General features: G+C 61.4%; 14 protein-coding genes. 7 read left to right on the plus strand and 7 right to left on the minus strand.

Annotated features, from left to right (window positions below; translation table 11 throughout):
- Window position 1: 1 nt before the first annotated feature.
- Genes HUV26_RS11975 through HUV26_RS11985 form a run of 3 tightly spaced genes read right to left on the minus strand, consistent with a single transcriptional unit; the run spans window position 2 to window position 2,519 of the window.
- The gene (locus HUV26_RS11975; protein WP_174410386.1) at window positions 2-850 is read right to left on the minus strand and encodes a class I fructose-bisphosphate aldolase; all 849 of its coding nucleotides are present in this window, start codon (window positions 848-850) and stop codon (window positions 2-4) included.
- Window positions 847-1,725 (minus strand): tRNA1(Val) (adenine(37)-N6)-methyltransferase, encoded by an 879-nt coding sequence (locus HUV26_RS11980; RefSeq protein WP_174410387.1) that lies wholly within the window; start codon window positions 1,723-1,725, stop codon window positions 847-849. Before HUV26_RS11980 ends, HUV26_RS11975 begins: the two co-directional genes overlap by 4 nt.
- A complete protein-coding gene (locus tag HUV26_RS11985; protein WP_174410388.1) occupies window positions 1,722-2,519 on the minus strand; it encodes a hypothetical protein in 798 nt (265 codons plus the stop codon). The genes HUV26_RS11980 and HUV26_RS11985 overlap by 4 nt, the downstream gene beginning before the upstream one ends.
- A gap of 268 nt (window positions 2,520-2,787) precedes the next feature.
- On the opposite strand from HUV26_RS11985, the gene HUV26_RS11990 reads away from it, so the two are divergent.
- The gene (locus HUV26_RS11990) at window positions 2,788-6,222 is read left to right on the plus strand and encodes a UvrD-helicase domain-containing protein (protein WP_174410389.1); all 3,435 of its coding nucleotides are present in this window, start codon (window positions 2,788-2,790) and stop codon (window positions 6,220-6,222) included.
- 157 nt (window positions 6,223-6,379) lie between these two features.
- On the opposite strand, the gene HUV26_RS11995 is transcribed toward HUV26_RS11990, so the two are convergent.
- Window positions 6,380-6,532, minus strand: a complete 153-nt coding sequence (locus HUV26_RS11995; RefSeq protein ID WP_174410390.1) for a hypothetical protein — start codon at window positions 6,530-6,532, stop codon at window positions 6,380-6,382.
- A 194-nt stretch (window positions 6,533-6,726) separates the two neighbouring features.
- Between HUV26_RS11995 and cbiR the strand changes: the two genes are divergently transcribed.
- Genes cbiR through HUV26_RS12010 form a run of 3 tightly spaced genes read left to right on the plus strand, consistent with a single transcriptional unit; the run spans window position 6,727 to window position 9,449 of the window.
- Window positions 6,727-7,791 carry a cobamide remodeling phosphodiesterase CbiR gene (cbiR, locus tag HUV26_RS12000; RefSeq protein ID WP_205245143.1) on the plus strand — a complete coding sequence of 355 codons (1,065 nt, stop codon included), beginning with the start codon at window positions 6,727-6,729 and terminating at the stop codon, window positions 7,789-7,791.
- A complete protein-coding gene (locus tag HUV26_RS12005; protein WP_174410392.1) occupies window positions 7,788-8,294 on the plus strand; it encodes a bifunctional adenosylcobinamide kinase/adenosylcobinamide-phosphate guanylyltransferase in 507 nt (168 codons plus the stop codon). Before cbiR ends, HUV26_RS12005 begins: the two co-directional genes overlap by 4 nt.
- Window positions 8,295-8,297: 3 nt before the next feature.
- Window positions 8,298-9,449 carry a DHH family phosphoesterase gene (locus HUV26_RS12010; protein WP_243451373.1) on the plus strand — a complete coding sequence of 384 codons (1,152 nt, stop codon included), beginning with the start codon at window positions 8,298-8,300 and terminating at the stop codon, window positions 9,447-9,449.
- Between the two features lie 356 nt (window positions 9,450-9,805).
- Here the strand turns inward: HUV26_RS12010 and HUV26_RS12015 are convergent, their stop codons facing one another.
- The 3 genes from HUV26_RS12015 to HUV26_RS12025 form a co-directional block, all read right to left on the minus strand.
- Complete coding sequence (locus tag HUV26_RS12015) at window positions 9,806-11,074, minus strand: EAL domain-containing protein (RefSeq protein WP_174410393.1); 1,269 nt, start codon at window positions 11,072-11,074, stop codon at window positions 9,806-9,808.
- Window positions 11,075-11,275: 201 nt separating this feature from the next.
- Window positions 11,276-11,602 (minus strand): P-II family nitrogen regulator, encoded by a 327-nt coding sequence (locus HUV26_RS12020; protein WP_174410394.1) that lies wholly within the window; start codon window positions 11,600-11,602, stop codon window positions 11,276-11,278.
- Window positions 11,603-11,616: 14 nt separating this feature from the next.
- The gene (locus tag HUV26_RS12025) at window positions 11,617-12,999 is read right to left on the minus strand and encodes an ammonium transporter (protein WP_174410395.1); all 1,383 of its coding nucleotides are present in this window, start codon (window positions 12,997-12,999) and stop codon (window positions 11,617-11,619) included.
- Between the two features lie 573 nt (window positions 13,000-13,572).
- On the opposite strand from HUV26_RS12025, the gene HUV26_RS12030 reads away from it, so the two are divergent.
- Genes HUV26_RS12030 through HUV26_RS12040 form a run of 3 tightly spaced genes read left to right on the plus strand, consistent with a single transcriptional unit; the run spans window position 13,573 to window position 16,208 of the window.
- Window positions 13,573-14,373: a 2-amino-3,7-dideoxy-D-threo-hept-6-ulosonate synthase gene (locus HUV26_RS12030; RefSeq protein ID WP_174410396.1), complete on the plus strand. Its 801-nt coding sequence runs from the start codon at window positions 13,573-13,575 to the stop codon at window positions 14,371-14,373.
- 40 nt (window positions 14,374-14,413) lie between these two features.
- Entirely contained in the window at window positions 14,414-15,214 is an 801-nt protein-coding gene (locus HUV26_RS12035; protein WP_174410397.1) for a 2-amino-3,7-dideoxy-D-threo-hept-6-ulosonate synthase, read from the plus strand.
- 22 nt (window positions 15,215-15,236) lie between these two features.
- A complete protein-coding gene (locus HUV26_RS12040; protein WP_174410398.1) occupies window positions 15,237-16,208 on the plus strand; it encodes a 3-dehydroquinate synthase II family protein in 972 nt (323 codons plus the stop codon).
- The last annotated feature ends 2 nt before the right edge of the window (window positions 16,209-16,210 follow it).

Genomic DNA, 16,210 nt, shown 5'->3' on the forward strand with positions numbered 1-16,210 from the left:
CTTAGCCGGGGTGCCGCGCCGGGGGTTCCTGTGCGCTGTTCGTATCTCCGGAGGTGTTTTGGGCATTGTCTGCCGCACTTCCCGCCTGCTGCGGAGCGCCGTGCACCAGTGCCAGCAGCTTGTCCAGTGCCTCTTCCGGCCGTTCCTGCTGGAAGACGTTGCGCCCTATGCTCACCCCTGCCGCGCCGCATTCCAGCACCTCTGCCACCATGGACAGGAAGGCATCGAAGTTCGGCTGTCCGGGGCCGCCCGCCACCAGCACGGGCACCGGGCACGATTCCACGGCCCGCGTGAAGCTGGCTCTGTCGCCTGAATAGGGCACGGAAACCATATCTGCCCCCAGTTCTCCGCCCAGACGGATGCAGTGCCCGATGAGGCTGGGATCCAGTTCCTTCACGATCCGGTCTCCACGCGCATAGATGACCGCCAGTACGGGCAGTCCGTGCTGGTGCGCCTCGTCCGTCACGGCACCGAGGTCTGCCAGCATGCGGTCTTCCAGCTCGTTACCGATGTTTACCTGAATGGCAACGGCGTCTGCGCCGAGGCGCAGAGCCTCCGGGATGGAACAGACCAGCGCCTTGTTCCATGCGGGCAGCCCGTGGCGGGTTCCGGCAGAAAGCTGCACCACCAGAGGCAGTTCCGTCGCAAGGGAAAGGGCGTGCGCACGGGCGTAGCCCTTGTTCAGCATAACCCCCTGCACGTTGCGGGTGCGTATGTGCTCCAGCAGTTCGGGCATGTGGGTTATGCCTGCCAGCATGCCCTCGTAGGCACCATGGTCCAGCGAAAGGATGACGGCTCTGCCGCTGGGGGCGGGGAAAAATCGTTTCAGTTTGCGAATGGTGCCTATCATGCAGGGTCTCCGTATTGATAATGCCCGCGTGCGTTGCAGGCCAGATGAGGACAGAATTCCAGTGCTTCCCGGGTCAGGGCGGTTGCCTCGCCCTGTCCTGCGTACAGGATGAGCGGCGGTTCCGTAACGCAGCCCGGCTGGGCGTTCTTGCGGGCCTCAAGCAGCACCAGTGCAGCGTCACGGTCAGGTTTGGAGTGCACCATGCGCAGGCGCTTGGGTTCCAGCCGTGCCGCCGTGCAGGCGGTAAGCAGCGCGGCAAGGCGCTCCGCAGGGTAGATGCAGCAGAACCGCCCCCTGTTGCGTACCAGAAAGCCCCCCGCCCTGACAAATGTTTCCAGCGAGCCGTCCGTTTCAAACAGGGCGCGTGTACGCCTTTCTGTGGCGGCATGGCGGCCCTGGTCCGCGCGACGGTACGGCGGGTTGGTGACCACAAGGTCAAAGCTCTCCGCAGACAGGATGTCGCGAACCTCTGTCAGGTTCAGGGTGTGCACGGCAAAGCGGTCTGCCAGTCCCAGCGCGGCGGCGTTGTATGTGGCCGCCTCGCAGAGCAGGGGGTCTATGTCCACTCCGGTGGCGTGCATAAAGGCGCGGCGCTGTGCGCGGGTGGGCTTTTCGCTGTCGGGGGCTGCCTGCGGACACTGCGTACCGGGAGTACCGGGAAGGGCATCCAGCAGCAGTGCCAGCGCCACCACGCCGCATCCGGTGCCAAGGTCAGCCACGGACTGCTCCCGGCTTGTTTCCGGCGGCAGGGCGAAGCGCGCCAGCAGCAGGGCATCCATGGCAAAGCGGAACGAGCCTTCCGGTTGCAGCAGACCGCGCGGAAACCGGCTGCGCGCAAGCGTTACCGCTTCGGCATCGGCTTGGGGCGGCATCATTGGCGCAGGTCCTTTTCGTTGCCGGAGAAGGTGGGGGCGGTGGAGGCTGCGGGGGCAAGGGTTTCCGCCGCCGGATGGTCCAGCAGGGGCACGCTTTCAAAAACCCTCTCCTGCCCTGCGGGACGGAAGGTGATGCGCATGGAACCCGCGCGTCCTTCTTCTTCGCGCAGCAGGTCGGCAAGGCGTGCACGTTCCGCATCGGGCAGGGTGCGTATTACCTCGTGCAGCCGCCAGGCCGCAAAGGGGGCAACGGCTATGGAATCTACCAGCGCATGGGGCTGCGCGGCAATGGCACGAAGGATGGCAAGGGTGGCGTGGGCGTCAAAGGTGGTGGAGCCGCTGGTGGCATCGTCCGCATAGCGCATGAAGCGACCATAGGTCAGCAGGGAGGGGCGTTGCTGCGAGAAGCGGCCGTTGGCGGTGCGGCCCGCGTAGCCTATGTCGGCGGTCCATCCGGTGTTGTCCGCATTGGCGTGACGGGAGGAGAGGGCATGAACAGCCATGGGCACAATCTCCGCCTCACCGCCCATGCGCTGAGCCATTTCCTGCGCTGTCTGCCGCAGCGAGGCGGCGGCCCCGGCAAGCGAGTCGAGCACGGCTTGGTGCGCGTAGCACTGCCCCATGAGCCATGTGACGGGGTGCTGCACGAACAGGTTTTCCTTGCTGGGTGACAGGAGCCGCCATTCCGGCTCTGTTTCAAGCTTGGCGCGGATGACAAACGCGCCGAGAACACAGGCGGCAAGGGTAAGGATGAGCAGATTTATATGCTTCCACTGGGATTCCGGCTTTTGCATGCTGTGCAGAAACTCCTTTGTGATTGGCGTGGCGTGTGCCGCGCGTGTGGGATGGTTGTAGGCTATTTCGCGACGGAGTCAAAGGGAAGACCGCCGATTGTGTTCCTGCATCATCCGGCAAGGGTAGTGCTGTAGGCAGAGGGTGGGGCTGTAACCATTTGTATCTTAGCGGCACATTTGATACATCAGGTGGGTACGGATACATCCCGGAGACGGAACGGCGCGGTAACGAACCACCGGGCGGGCTTTCATGCGCGAGGAGTACCCCATGAAGCAGTTCAGGGCAGATTTACACATACATTCCCGTTTTTCCCGCGCTACCAGCAAAAAGCTGACCCCGCGCCATCTTGCGGCATGGTCCCGCGTGAAGGGGCTGGACGTGCTGGGCACCGGCGACTTTACCCACCCGGAGTGGCTGGATGAGCTGGAGTCCCAACTGGTGCAGGACAGCGCCACCGGGCTGTTTCGTCTGAAGGACGACCGCAGGCTGGACCACGAGATACCGGATTTTTCCGGTATGCCTTTTTCCGGGCGCACCCTGTTTATGCTGCAGGGGGAGATAAGCTCCATCTACAAGCGCGGCGGCAAGGTGCGCAAGGTGCACAACCTTGTCTACATGCCCACGCTGGAGGCTGCGCGCCGCTTCAGCACCCGGCTGGCGGAGGTGGGCAACATTGCTTCAGACGGCCGCCCCATTCTGGGGCTGGATTCCCGAAACCTGCTGGAAATGGTGCTGGAAACGCACCCCCTTGCCTTTCTGGTTCCCGCGCACATATGGACCCCTTGGTTTTCCATTTTCGGCTCAAAGTCCGGATTCGACAGCATGGAGGAGTGCTTCGGCGACCTTGCGTCAGAAATTTTTGCGCTGGAGACGGGGCTGTCTTCCGACCCGGAGATGAACTGGCTCTGGAGCCATCTGGACCGCTTCCGGCTTATCTCCAATTCCGACGCCCATTCCGGCGATAATCTGGGCCGCGAATGCAACCTCTTCAGCGGCGAAATATCGTATGAAGGCATCTACCGGAGCCTGCGCGGCGAGGCACTGGGGCACAAGTTCCTCGGCACCATGGAGTTTTTTCCGGAAGAGGGCAAATACCATCTGGACGGACACCGCAAGTGCGGCGTGGTGATGGAGCCGGGTGAAACCCGCTCGCGGGACGGACGTTGCCCCGTATGCGGCAAGCCGCTCACCGTGGGCGTGCTCAACCGCGTGCTGGAACTGGCGGACAGGGAAGTACCCAGACAGCCCGCCTCCCAGCCGGGATTCGTTTCGCTGGTTCCGCTGCCGGAACTTATCGGCGAGATAATGGGCACTGGCTCCAAGAGTAAAAAGGTTATGGCGCTGTATGCCCGCGCGGTGCGGACCTTGGGGCCGGAACTGACCATTCTGCGCGATGCGCCGGAAGAGGAGATTCGCAAGGTGCATCCGCTGCTGGCGGAAGGCGTGATGCGTATGCGGCGGGGCGAGGTTATGCGCCAGCCCGGCTACGATGGTGAATATGGCGTGGTGCGGGTATTTTCGCGCAAGGAACGTGACACCTTTCTTAAGGGCGCGTTTCTGGTGGATTTGCCCGAGCGTGGGCCAGAGCGCGAGGCCGAACGTCTGACAGGGCGTGGGCCACAGGACGGAACAGTGCATGAACCGGACGACGGGCCAGAACATGCAGCAGGCCGACATTCAGACGCCCCCGGCGGAGAGGCCGCGCAGGCGGGTGCGGCCAGAGATTTGACGGAAGCCGAACGTGCCGCCGCCATGCCCATGCTGGCGAACGCCCTGCGTGAGCGGAACGAGGCCCGGTCAGGCATGCTCGTCCCCGCAGGCAGGGCGGGCTCCGCTGGTGAGGCATCGGAAGCAGCAGGGATGCAGGGCGCAGCCGATGCGGCAATGGAGCACGGTTTGCGCACCGATGCGGAAGGCTCCGGGCGCATGGCCGGACACGCCCCTTCTGCCGCGCCGTCCATCGTCTACAATGACGGCCAGCGGGTCGCCATTGCCGCAGGGCCGGAACCCGTGCTGGTCATGGCCGGTCCGGGAACGGGCAAGACGCGCACCCTTGTGGGGCGCATCCGGCATCTTCTGGATGGCGGCGTGAGCGCGCGGCACATGCTGGCTGTTACCTTTACCAGACGCGCCGCCCGCGAAATGGAAGAGCGGCTTGTGGCCTCGCTGGGAGAGGGGCAGGCCACGCCCCGCGCCGACACGCTGCACGCGCTGGCCTTTGAATACTGGCAGCATTCCTATGACGATGCCCCCACCCTGCTTTCTGAGGAGGGGGCCAGACGGGTGTTCGCGGAGGCCAATCCCGGCGAATCCGCGCAGCGTCTGCGCGATGCGTGGGACGGCATATCCCTGTGCCGCGAGCGCATGCAGGTGTGCACGCTGGAATTTCACGACCTGTTCGTGAACTATTCCAAGCTCAAGGATTCGTGGAATCTGGCAGATTACACCGATCTTCTGGAGTTCTGGCTGGAGCAGGCGGATGCGGGGGTCTACTCCTGCCCGTGGACCCATGTGCTGGTGGACGAGATTCAGGATTTTACCCCCCTGCAACTGGCCCTTGTGCGCAAACTGGTGCCGCAGGGCGGACAGGGCTTTTTCGGCATCGGCGACCCGGACCAGTCCATCTACGGTTTCCGGGGGGCGCATGGCGATGTGGCGGCGACTCTGGCCGAAGCGTGGCCGGAGCTGCGCATGGTGCGGCTGGAAGAATGCTACCGCTGCGCCCAACCCGTGCTGGATATGGCCGCCGCGCTCATGGCGCGCGGCAATGCCCCGCAAGCGTTGAAGGCCATGCGGGCCATTCCTTCTGACCTGCGCATGTTTGAGGCCCAGTCTCCTGAGGGCGAGGCTTCATGGATAGGCGAGCAGATTCGAGGGCTTATTGGTGCCACCAGCCATTCGCTCAAGGATGCGGAAGGGGACGGCAGGTTGCTCGGCGGCGAGCTTTCTCCCGGTGATGTGGCGGTGCTGGTGCGCTTTAAGGCGCTGGTGGACCCCATTCAGCGCACGCTTTCCCGGCTGGGCATTCCCTGCGCGGTACCGGAGAATGAGGCTTTTTGGGTGGAGCCGCGCATACGGCTCATTTTGAACGCCGTGGGCCGTTTTCTGGGCATTGCCGGTACTCCCGGCGAAGATGCGCTCTCCTGCCCGGACTCCATGCTTGCCAAGGGACCGCTGGGGGTAGCCGCCTATCTGGAAGACATACCCCCCTTTGACCGTCTGTTCTGGAAGTCTGCCGCGTTCCGTGAGATGGCGAAGCGACATGACGAGCTGGGCGGCTGGGCGGGACTGCTGAACTGGATAAACCTGCAGTCGGAGCTGGAACTGGTGCGCAGGCGCAGTGAAAAGGTGCAGATACTCACCCTGCACGCCGCCAAGGGGCTGGAGTTCAAGGCAGTGTTTCTGCCTGCGCTGGAAGACGGCATTCTCCCCTTTGCGGGGGCGGGCGTGCTTACCGGCAAGGCCGACCGGAACGAGGGAAGCTATGATGCGGAAGAGGAGCGCAGGCTGCTCTATGTGGGCATAACCCGTGCCGAGCAGGCGTTGTTTCTGAGCTGGTCGGGCAAGCGTACGCTGTATGGCAGGGAGATTCGGCTCAAGCCTTCGCGTTTTTTGGCGGAGTTGCCGCAGGAGGGGGCGGTGAAGCGTTCCGCGCTTAAGGCACACACCAAGCGTAAGGAAAAGCAGCTTTCATTGATGTAGGGGGCGCGGAGTTCCGGCGGCGGAAGAACGGATTTCCCGGCGCGGCAGCGTATCACCGTGCGCAGGCGACCTTTCTGGAGACCTATCAGGCGACCTATCATGCGACCTGTCGGGTGGCCGATCAGGTGACTGATCAGGTGCCCGATCAGGTAGCCGGTTAGGCTTCGGGCAGGGAGCTGCGGTAGAACCAGCGTTCGTACAGGCCGGAAACCCTGTGTGCTGTCCTGCGGCTGAAGCCGCAGTCCAGCAGTCTACAGTAGACATGCAGGGGGTTGAGCCTGTGCTGGAGATAATTGCGAACTTTAACCATGGCGAACCTCGTCGTGCACCGTATTTCATGAAAGCATTACTGCAATCCATGTGCCCGCATGCCGTTTGTTCAATGGCGGGGGCAGTTACGTTTTGTGCCGTGCGTACAGGGGGGCAGGCAATGCCCCACATGTACTCCTTATCGGCGAAAAACCGGCATCCCTGTAGGGTTGTCCAATTTTGTCAGAGCACGGCATGCTTGAAACGCATACGCCGTATGGGGATGTGCTGTCAATGACCGGAGGCATCAAGAACGGTTTTCCGGTGCTGCGGGAACGTACCATTGCCGCGCCCTCGTGGGTGGTGCCCGACACGCTTGCCGCCAACTGCCGCTTTCTGGCGGGCAGGGTGGACGAAGTGGGGCTGCTGTTTTTTGAGACAAAGGCCTGCCTTGCCTACACACGGCAGGATCTGCCGCCTGATCTGGCGGGCCTGCCTCTTGCATGGCATGTGCACCTGCCGCTGGACCTGCCGTGGCACGACCCGGAAGAGACGGCGCGTGTGTGCCTTGCTCTTATGGACAAGGTGGCCTTTCTGGGGGCGCGGCGTGCGGTGCTGCACCCCCCGCAGCCTTGCCGCATGTCGCAGGAAGCGGCGGGCGGAAACAGCGGGGGGAGGGCGGAATTTTCTGGAAGCGCCGAGGCCGGAAAGGCTTGTGCCGGGGGGATGTGTTCCGACACAGTTGCAGCGGGGGAGGAATCTGCCGCTGCCTTTGCCGCCCGCAGCGGCAGGGCACTGGAGATATTCGCCCGGCTCTGGCGCGGGACGGGGCGTGATACGCGAGACTGCCTGCTGGAAAATGTGCGGGGTGCCGACCTTACCGATGTATGGCCCGTCATAGAGGCGCAGGACTACGGCGTATGCCTGGACACCGGGCATGTGCTGTCCTACGGTCAGCATGGGCTGCTGGGTATGCCTGGCTTGCGGGAGCGGCTGCGCATGGTGCATCTTAACGCGCCCGGCGTGGTCAATCAGGGTGGGGCCTCAAGCTCGGCAGGTCAGGCAAGCCAGGCAGGCCCGGCAGGTGCGGCAAGTCAGGCTGGTCAAGATGATCGGGGGAGCAAGGCCGTTGCGGGCACGGGCAAACATCTGCCCCTTACCGCCCTTTCGGACGGGTGGTTTGAGGCGGTGGCAGCCATGCTGCGCCTTGCGGACCCGGAAGCGGTGCTGATGATGGAACTTTTTGACTGGGCGGGGGTTGCCGCCTCGATACCCGTGGCGGAGCAGATGCTGTGCCCGCGGCATGGAGACGAGACATGATACGGCTGGTGCTGGGGGGCGACAAATCAGGCAAGTCTGCCTACGGGCTTGCCGTGTTCGGGCAGGGGCCGCAGCCGGGGGTGCTGCTTGCCACCGGACAGGCGCAGGATTTTTCCTTCCGAAGCCAGATTCTGGACCATCGCACGGCCCGCATGCCGGAAATTCCCGTACGCGAAACCGGTGCGGCACTGGTGCCTGCACTGGAAGAGGCGGCGAAGCAGGCGGGCAGCATTCTGGTGGACAGTTTGGACTTCTGGATGTTCGCCTGCAGCGGACGCGAGGCGGAATCCGCCGCCGAACTCACGGAATGTCTTGCGCGTCTGCCGCGTCATGTTCATATTACATTGGTGTCCTGTGAAGCCGGTTTGGGGGCTATTCCGGCCAGTGCCGAGGTGCGCGCGTTTGTGCGCGGGCTGGGCGCACTCAATCAGGCGGTTGCGGCCGTGAGCGACGAGGTGTGCCTTGTTATGGCCGGGCTGCCCCTGTACCTGAAGAGGTCTTGACGCATGTCCTATTTCAGAAAGCTGGAACCGGGTCTGTCCAATCTTATGGAGCTGTTTTCCCGCGATGAACGCTGGCTCATCGTGGTAAACGCCGACCCGGATGCCATGGCCTCTGCCATGGCGCTTAAGCGCATCATGATCCACCGCGTGGCGGACGTGGGCATAGCCCGCGTGAACGAGGTGACAAGGCCCGACAATCTGGCCATGATCCGGTATCTGCGCATTCCCATGATGAAGCTTACGCCTGCCGTTATCGCGCAGTATGACAGGTTTGCGCTGGTGGATTCGCAGCCGCACCATCACCCCCTGTTCAAGGAAATGCACTTTTCCGTGGTCTTCGACCACCATCCTCTTTCGGCGGAGCATCCCGTGGTGGTGGATTTCAAGGACATTAAGCCCGAGTACGGGGCCAACTCGTCGCTTATGACGGAGTATCTGTACAATCTGGGCATACGTCCGGGAAACCGCCTCGCCACCGCGCTGGTCTACGGTATAAAGACCGACACCAACAGCTTTGAACGGGAGTTCTGCGATATCGATGTGCGGGCTTTCCGTTACCTTTCCAAGCTTTCCAGCCAGTTGCTGCTCTCGCGCATCTCCCGCAGCGAATATCATTTCGGCTGGCTGGACTACTTTGCCCGGGGTGTTTCCAGCATGCACAAGGTGCGCACGGGGTACTTTACCTACATAGGCGAGGTGCCCAACCCGGACGCGCTGGTGGTTATTGCCGACTTTTTCATGCGGGTGCATGAAATACGCTGGATAGCCGTTGCCGGAGTCAGCGAGGACAAGCTGGTCATCATCTTCCGGGGAGACGGCGTAACCCGCGACCTGGGAAGGTTCGCCAGCATGCAGTTCGGTCAGGTGGGTTCTGCGGGCGGGCACAAGGCTATGGCGCGCGCGGAGATTCCGCTGGAGAAGCTGGAGGGCAAGGACGCGGAGATGTATGTATTCAAGCGGCTGCTTATGCCGCGTCAGCGGACCCGGCAGGAAAAGGCTGCGCCGGACCTGAAGTCCGATCCGGAACAGAAGTCCGATTTGGAAAAGAAGTCTGGTCCGGAACAAAAATCCGGTACGAACCAAAAGAGCCCGCCGGAGAGTACGTCTGTGCCAGCCATGAAGTCAGGCTCGGACCAGAGGAGCGGGGAGAAGTAAGCCCTGCACAGGATACAGAGGCCGTTGCTTTCCGAAACACGTCCGGTAGCCGCTGTTCCGCTATGGTTCCGTTATGGCTTCGCCATGTTTTGCGGCAACAAAAAACCCTGCCAAGACCGGATGGCAGGGTTTTTCGCGTTTCCGGTGCCTGTTATGAAGCACCGTGGGGTGTGGAGGTGCATGCAATGGGCGGGCGGGGAACCCGTGGCGCACCCCGGAACCCTTCCGGCAGGGCCGTATGGTGCCGGGGCTGCGGGTGTTTGCCTCAACGATATGGATCAGCGCGGCCAAACGGGCTTCCCCGCCCGGGACATGCCGTTCCCAGTTCGGCAGGTCCGTAAATTTATCCGCTGCCGTCAGCAGCAGGCATTTGCCAACTCTTCCCGTATGAACAGGGGCAACGCGTGCTCCTCCTGCATCACGTCCAAGCATAGCACGCACGCCACGCCGTCTGCACTGATGCAGCGGGCGGCCAAGGTGATGCAGCGGTTGCCGGAAGCCTGCGAGATGTAGGGCTGCGTCATGCAGGTATCCACCCCGGACTGTATGGGCAGGAAGTATTCCTTAAGGGAATGGTCCGTGCCCCGGCGCGCAGGCTGGTAGATGAACCGCTTGTTTTCCTGAATGCTGAACGGGTTGCATACCGTGTCGGTAATCTGCGTACCCTCTTCGCTCAGCACATAGGCGCATTCCAGCTGGGGAAAGGCCAGCAGGTGTTCCAGCAGCGCGTGCGTGAAATCGGCCATGGGATAGCCGCGCAGATGCTCGCGCGTTCTGCCCACCAGTTCCTGAAATTCTTCATTGCTCCGCTTCATGTGTTCGTAGCGTTCCAGCGAATGCTCCTTGTAGGCGGCAATAATGCTCCGCAGCGGCTCTGTAACATCCTGTATCCGGTGCGGAAGTGCAGGACGGGCAAAATGGAATCCCTGCAGCACGTCTGCACCTGCATCCATCAGGCACAGGGCTTCTTCCCGGCATTCCACCCCTTCGGCAACGGTCATGGCACCTATGCGTCTTGCCAGAGCAGAAAGGGCCTTCACCACTTCCTGTTTGTGGAATTCATTGTGGATGTTGCTGATGAGGTAGCGGTCAATCTTGATGACCTCCGGCTTGATGGAGGCAATGCGTTCCAGATTGGAATGCCCCGCGCCCACGTCGTCCAGCGCGATGAGAAAGCCCCGCTCGCGGTAGCGGCGGATGAAACGCATGAGCGCAGCCGTATCCTGCACCTGCGATTCTATGATCTCCAGCACCACATTGGCGGCGGGCACGCCGTGGCGTTGCGCAAGGGATTCTATGTGTCCGGAACCCACTACGGCCTCGGTCAGCACAGAGGCGTCTACATTGAGGAAAAGCAGCGCTTCCGGGTGTGCGGCATGCATTGCGGCAAAGGCGGCAAAGGCGGTTTCGCGGCAGGCACGGTCCAGCTGCAGGCTCATGCCCTGTCTGGAGGCGAGCGCGAACAACGTGTCGGGGGTGATGGTGGCGTTATCTGTATCGCTCAGCCCCCGGCTCAGTGCCTCGAATCCGATGACCATGCCCCGCCGTGCGGAGACAAGGGGCTGGAAGTGGGCGACAAGCCGCCTGTGCGCGATAATGGCTTCTATGTCGAGAGAGTGGCTCATGTGTATCCGCCTGCTGTCGCGGGGAATGTTGCCCTTTTTGGCACCCGCCACCGCACGGCGGGGAGTAAAAGGGGCCGGACCGGCCCTTGGGGTGGCGGAGCAGGCCGGTCCGGCAGGGTGTGTGGAGCGCGGAGCGTCCTTTCGGTGTCGCTTCCGCAGGGTGCCGGGGGGCTGGGTGTTGCCCCCCGGCGTCGGAAACGGTTATTTTACTTCGCCCGTGCGGACCCGGATGGTCTTTACGATATCCTGCACGAAGATGATGCCGTCGCCTTCCTTGCCGGTTTTTGCGCCGGACTGGATGGCGGCAAGGGCGTCGTCGAGTTTGTCGTCCTGCACGCCCAGTTCAAGGCGGACTTTCTTGAGCAGGTTCACTTCCATGACCACGCCGCGGTAGGTTTCGGTAAACCCTTTCTGCTGGCCGCTGCCGAGAATGTTGGTGACCGAAAGGGCGTATATTCCTTTGCTGTAGAGGGCCTGCTTCACAAGGGTGAGCATTTCCGGCCGAATGTATGCGATGATGAGTTTCATGATATTCCTCCTGCCTATTCCACGGTGTAGATCTGGAAGCCGTTGTAAGACTCGGAGCCGTGCTCGCAGATATCCAGACCCTTCATCTCTTCCTCGCGGGAGACGCGCAGGCCCATGATGAGCTTGACCGCGGAGAAGGCGACATAGCCCATACCGAATGCCCAGACAAAGACCGCGCCTGCGCCGATGATCTGTGTCATGGTCTGCCCGAATCCGCCGCCGTAGAACAGGCCGGAGATGCTGCCGAAATCGGGCGATGCGAACAGGCCCACGGCCACGGTGCCCAGCACGCCGCACACGCCGTGTACGGAAACTGCGCCCACCGGATCGTCAATCTTCAGCTTCTTGTCGATGAATTCGATGGAGAGCACCACGACCACGCCGCTGAGAAGGCCGATGATGATGGCACCCACGGGGGAAACTTCGTAGCAGCCTGCGGTAATGCCCACCAGACCGGCCAGAGAGCCGTTCATGGTCATGGAAGCTTCAGGCTTGCCGAACCGGGCCCACACGGTGAGCATGGCGGCCACGGTGCCCGCGCAGGCGGCAAGGCTGGTGTTCAGGGCGATGTAGCCTATGGTGCCGTCGGCCGTGGTGGTGGAGCCTGCGTTAAAGCCGAACCAGCCGAACCACAGAATCAGCACGCCAAGGGCGGCCATGGGGATGTTGTGACCGGGAATGGCCTTGGGGGTGCCGTCCGGTGCGTACTTTCCGGTACGGGGGCCAAGGATTATGGCACCGGCAAGGGCTACCCAGCCGCCCACGGAGTGTACCACGGTGGAGCCTGCAAAGTCTGCAAAGCCCAGACCTTCAAGCCAGCCGGCGTTGCCGTTCAGGCCGCCCCATGCCCAGTGGCCGGAAATGGGGTAGATGAAACCCGTTACCAGAATGCTGACGAGGATGTAGGCCGGAAATTTGGTGCGTTCCGCAATGCCGCCGGAAACGATGGTGGCGGCGGTGGCGGCGAACACGGACTGGAAGAACCAGAAGGTCAGCGTCCACATGCCGTCATCGGTGGTGGCGTTCACACCGCTGAGACCGAACCCGCTGAGGCCGATGAATCCGCCCGCATCGGTGCCGAACATGAAGGCGAAACCGATGAGAAAGAAGATGAGCGAACCAGCGGCAAAGTCCACGAAGTTCTTCATGAGAATGTTCCCCGCGTTCTTGGCGCGGGTGAAGCCGCATTCCACCATGGCAAAGCCCGCCTGCATGAACATGACCAGAATGGCAGCGATCAGTGTCCACAGGATGTTGGCGTTCTGCTGGGTGAGCATTTCGGGGGCGTCTTCTGCCAGCGCGGAGGTGGCAAGAACCAGCGTAAGCGCTGCCGCACCGCCCGCAGCGGGAAGCAGCTTCCTCAGTGTACGCAACGAAGTGAGCGTGGTTGAAAACATGGAATCCTCCTTTTCGTGGGTAAACACCCCTGTTCCATATCGATTGCCCACACTGGAGCATCTAGTGTGCCAAATAGGGTATGTGTTTGAATTTGTTAGAATCAAGAAAAGGTGGGCATGCAATTTCTGTAAGGTACATAGTCTAATTTAACAAATTTGTATAATACAGAAGTGCAGTAATGTGCAAAATTGTAAAAACAGCTCGCGACAAGGGAAGAGGGTGGTTTGCAAAAATGTTGAATATTTGTGTTGACAGCGGAATGACCTCTCTCCTATTGTGCCGGAAATTGCTGTAACCGAGAGTTTCACTTCGCTTCAAAAGGCTGTTTTTCAGACATGACCACCATTTCCACCACCTTTGCCACCACCTTTGCCACCAGCGCCGCGAATACCGAATTTTATTTTTGGTATTACTTTAGCTATGGGAAAGCCCGTGGTGCGAACACTGGTGCCTGACGAACTGAACATTCGGTAAAAAAGGTACAAGATGAGGGCCGCGGGCGAAAGCCGGCGGCCCTTTTTTGTTTGCCGTGAACAAGGCCCGAAGGGCTGCAAACCCACGAGGAGAAACGTATGTTGCTTGGCAAAAGCGTCCGGCTGGAACGCATTTTCAACCGCAACACAGGCAGGACCATCATCGTGCCCATGGATCACGGCGTAACGGTGGGGCCCATTTACGGGCTGCTTGACCTGCCCGGCACCGTGAACAAGGTGGCGGAAGGCGGAGCCAATGCCGTGCTCATGCATAAGGGGCTGCCCCGTTGCACGCACCGTGGCTACGGCAAGGATGTGGGGCTTATCGTGCATCTTTCTGCAAGCACGTCCATTGCCACGTTGCCCAACGCCAAGTCGCTGGTGGGCACGGTGGAAGACGCCCTGCGCCTTGGTGCGGACGCTGTTTCCGTGCATGTGAATCTGGGCGATGAAACGGAACGCTACATGCTGGAGGATCTGGGCAAGGTGACCTCGCGCGCGGTGGAGTGGGGTATGCCTGTGCTGGCCATGATGTATGCGCGCGGACCCAAGGTGCAGAACGAGTTTGATCCCGCCATTATAGCCCACTGCGCGCGGGTGGGCATGGAGCTTGGGGCGGATGTTGTGAAAGTGAATTATACTGGTGATATGGACTCTTTTGCCTACGTGTGCGAAGCTTGCTGCGTGCCGCTGGTTATTGCGGGCGGTCCCAAAATGGATTCGGACCGCGCGCTGGTAGAAATGGTGCACGATTCCGTCAAGGCAGGCGGGGCGGGGCTTTCTATGGGCCGCAACGTGTTTCAGCATGCCCGGCCCGACCTTCTGGTCGCCGCCCTGCACGGCGTGGTACACAGTGAATGGACCGTGGACAAAGCCATGGCAGTGCTGGAAGCGAACTAGCCATATTGGCGGGTAATCATAATTCTGCGAGGGATATCAAATGCATATCGGCAAGAAGATTCGCATCGAGCGTATATTCAACCGGCTCACCGGGCGCACCATCATTGTACCGCTTGACCACGGCGTGACCGTAGGCCCCATTGAAGGCCTTGTAGACATGCGCGAGACCGTGAACAGTATAGCGGAAGGCGGCGTGGATGCCGTGCTCATGCACAAGGGACTGGTGCGCTGCGGACACCGTGAAGGCGGCAAGGACGTGGGTCTTATTGTGCATCTTTCCAGCTCCACCTCCATGTCTCCCACGCCCAACGCCAAGTCGCTTACCTCCTCGGTGGAAGACGCCATAAAGCATGGTGCGGACGGTGTTTCCGTGCATGTGAACCTGGGCGATGAGACTGAACGCGATATGCTGGCCGACCTGGGACGCGTGGCTGCCGTGGCGGCGGACTGGGGCATGCCGTTGCTGGCTATGATGTATGCGCGCGGACCCAAGATTCAGAACCAGTTCGACCCCACCGTGGTTGCCCACTGCGCCCGCGTGGCCGTGGAACTGGGGGCGGATATCGTGAAGGTGCCCTATACCGGCGACATGGATTCCTTCTCCCGCGTGGTGGATTCCACCTGTGTGCCCGTGGTTATAGCGGGTGGTCCCAAGATGGATTCCACCAGAGACTTCATACAGATGGTACACGATTCCGTGCGCGCGGGCGGTGCGGGGCTTTCCGTGGGCCGCAATATCTTCCAGCACAAACGCACCCCGCAGTTGGTGAAAGCCCTGCGCGGCGTGGTGCACGAAGATTGGGATGTAGAACAAGCCATTGCCATTGTTGGCGAAGATTAAAATTTACAAAAATGGAAAAACAATGAAAAAGGTATTGTTCAAGAGCGTCCCGTTCAACAAGGACCACATCACACTGGCGCTGGAATCCGGCGTGGACGCCATTATCGTGGCGCAGGAAGACGTGGAGAAGGTGCGCTCGCTGGCACGTTGCACCGTGCTGGCGCAGGACGCCATGCCCGTTATCGCCTTTGCCTCCAAGAAGGATGAGGAAGAGGCTGTGAGCCGCCTTGCAAAGGGCGAGGATGTGGTCATTGCGCGCGGGTGGGAGATTATTCCCATAGAAAACCTGCTGGCGCAGTCGGACAATGTGACCGTGGAAGTGGCAACGCTGGACGAGGCAAAGCTGGCGGCGGGAATTCTTGAACGCGGGGTGAACGCCGTGGTGGTTCTCCCGGAAGGCGCGGAGGAGCTGAAGCGTATCGTGGCGGAACTCAAACTCTCTCAGGGCAGGCTGGAACTGGTGCCCGCGACCGTTACGGCGGTGGAGCACGCGGGGCTTGGTCACCGTGTCTGCGTGGACACCATGTCGGTGATGAAGACCGGGCAGGGCATGCTGGTGGGCAACTCCAGCGCGTTTACCTTTCTTGTTCATGCCGAAACGGAGCGCAACGAATATGTCGCGGCGCGTCCTTTCCGCGTGAACGCCGGCGCCGTGCACGCCTATGTAGTCATGCCCGGCGACAGGACCACCTATCTGGAGGAACTGGCGGCGGGCGAAGAGGTGCTCATTGTGGGGCACGACGGTTCCACCGCCCTTGCCACCGTAGGTCGCTGCAAGGTGGAGGTGCGCCCCATGCTGCTTATCAAGGCGCGGGTGGGCGGAACGGAAGGGGCCGTATTCCTGCAGAATGCGGAAACCATCCGTGTGGTGCGCCGTGACGGTTCGCCCGTGAGCGTGGTTGCCCTGAAGGAAGGGGATGAGATACTTGTGCGCACCGATGCGGCAGGACGCCATTTCGGCATGCGCATCCAAGAAGACATCAAGGAAGGCTAGCC

It is taken from the genome of Desulfovibrio psychrotolerans (assembly GCF_013340305.1).
Classification (GTDB): Bacteria; Desulfobacterota; Desulfovibrionia; order Desulfovibrionales; family Desulfovibrionaceae; genus Halodesulfovibrio; species Halodesulfovibrio psychrotolerans.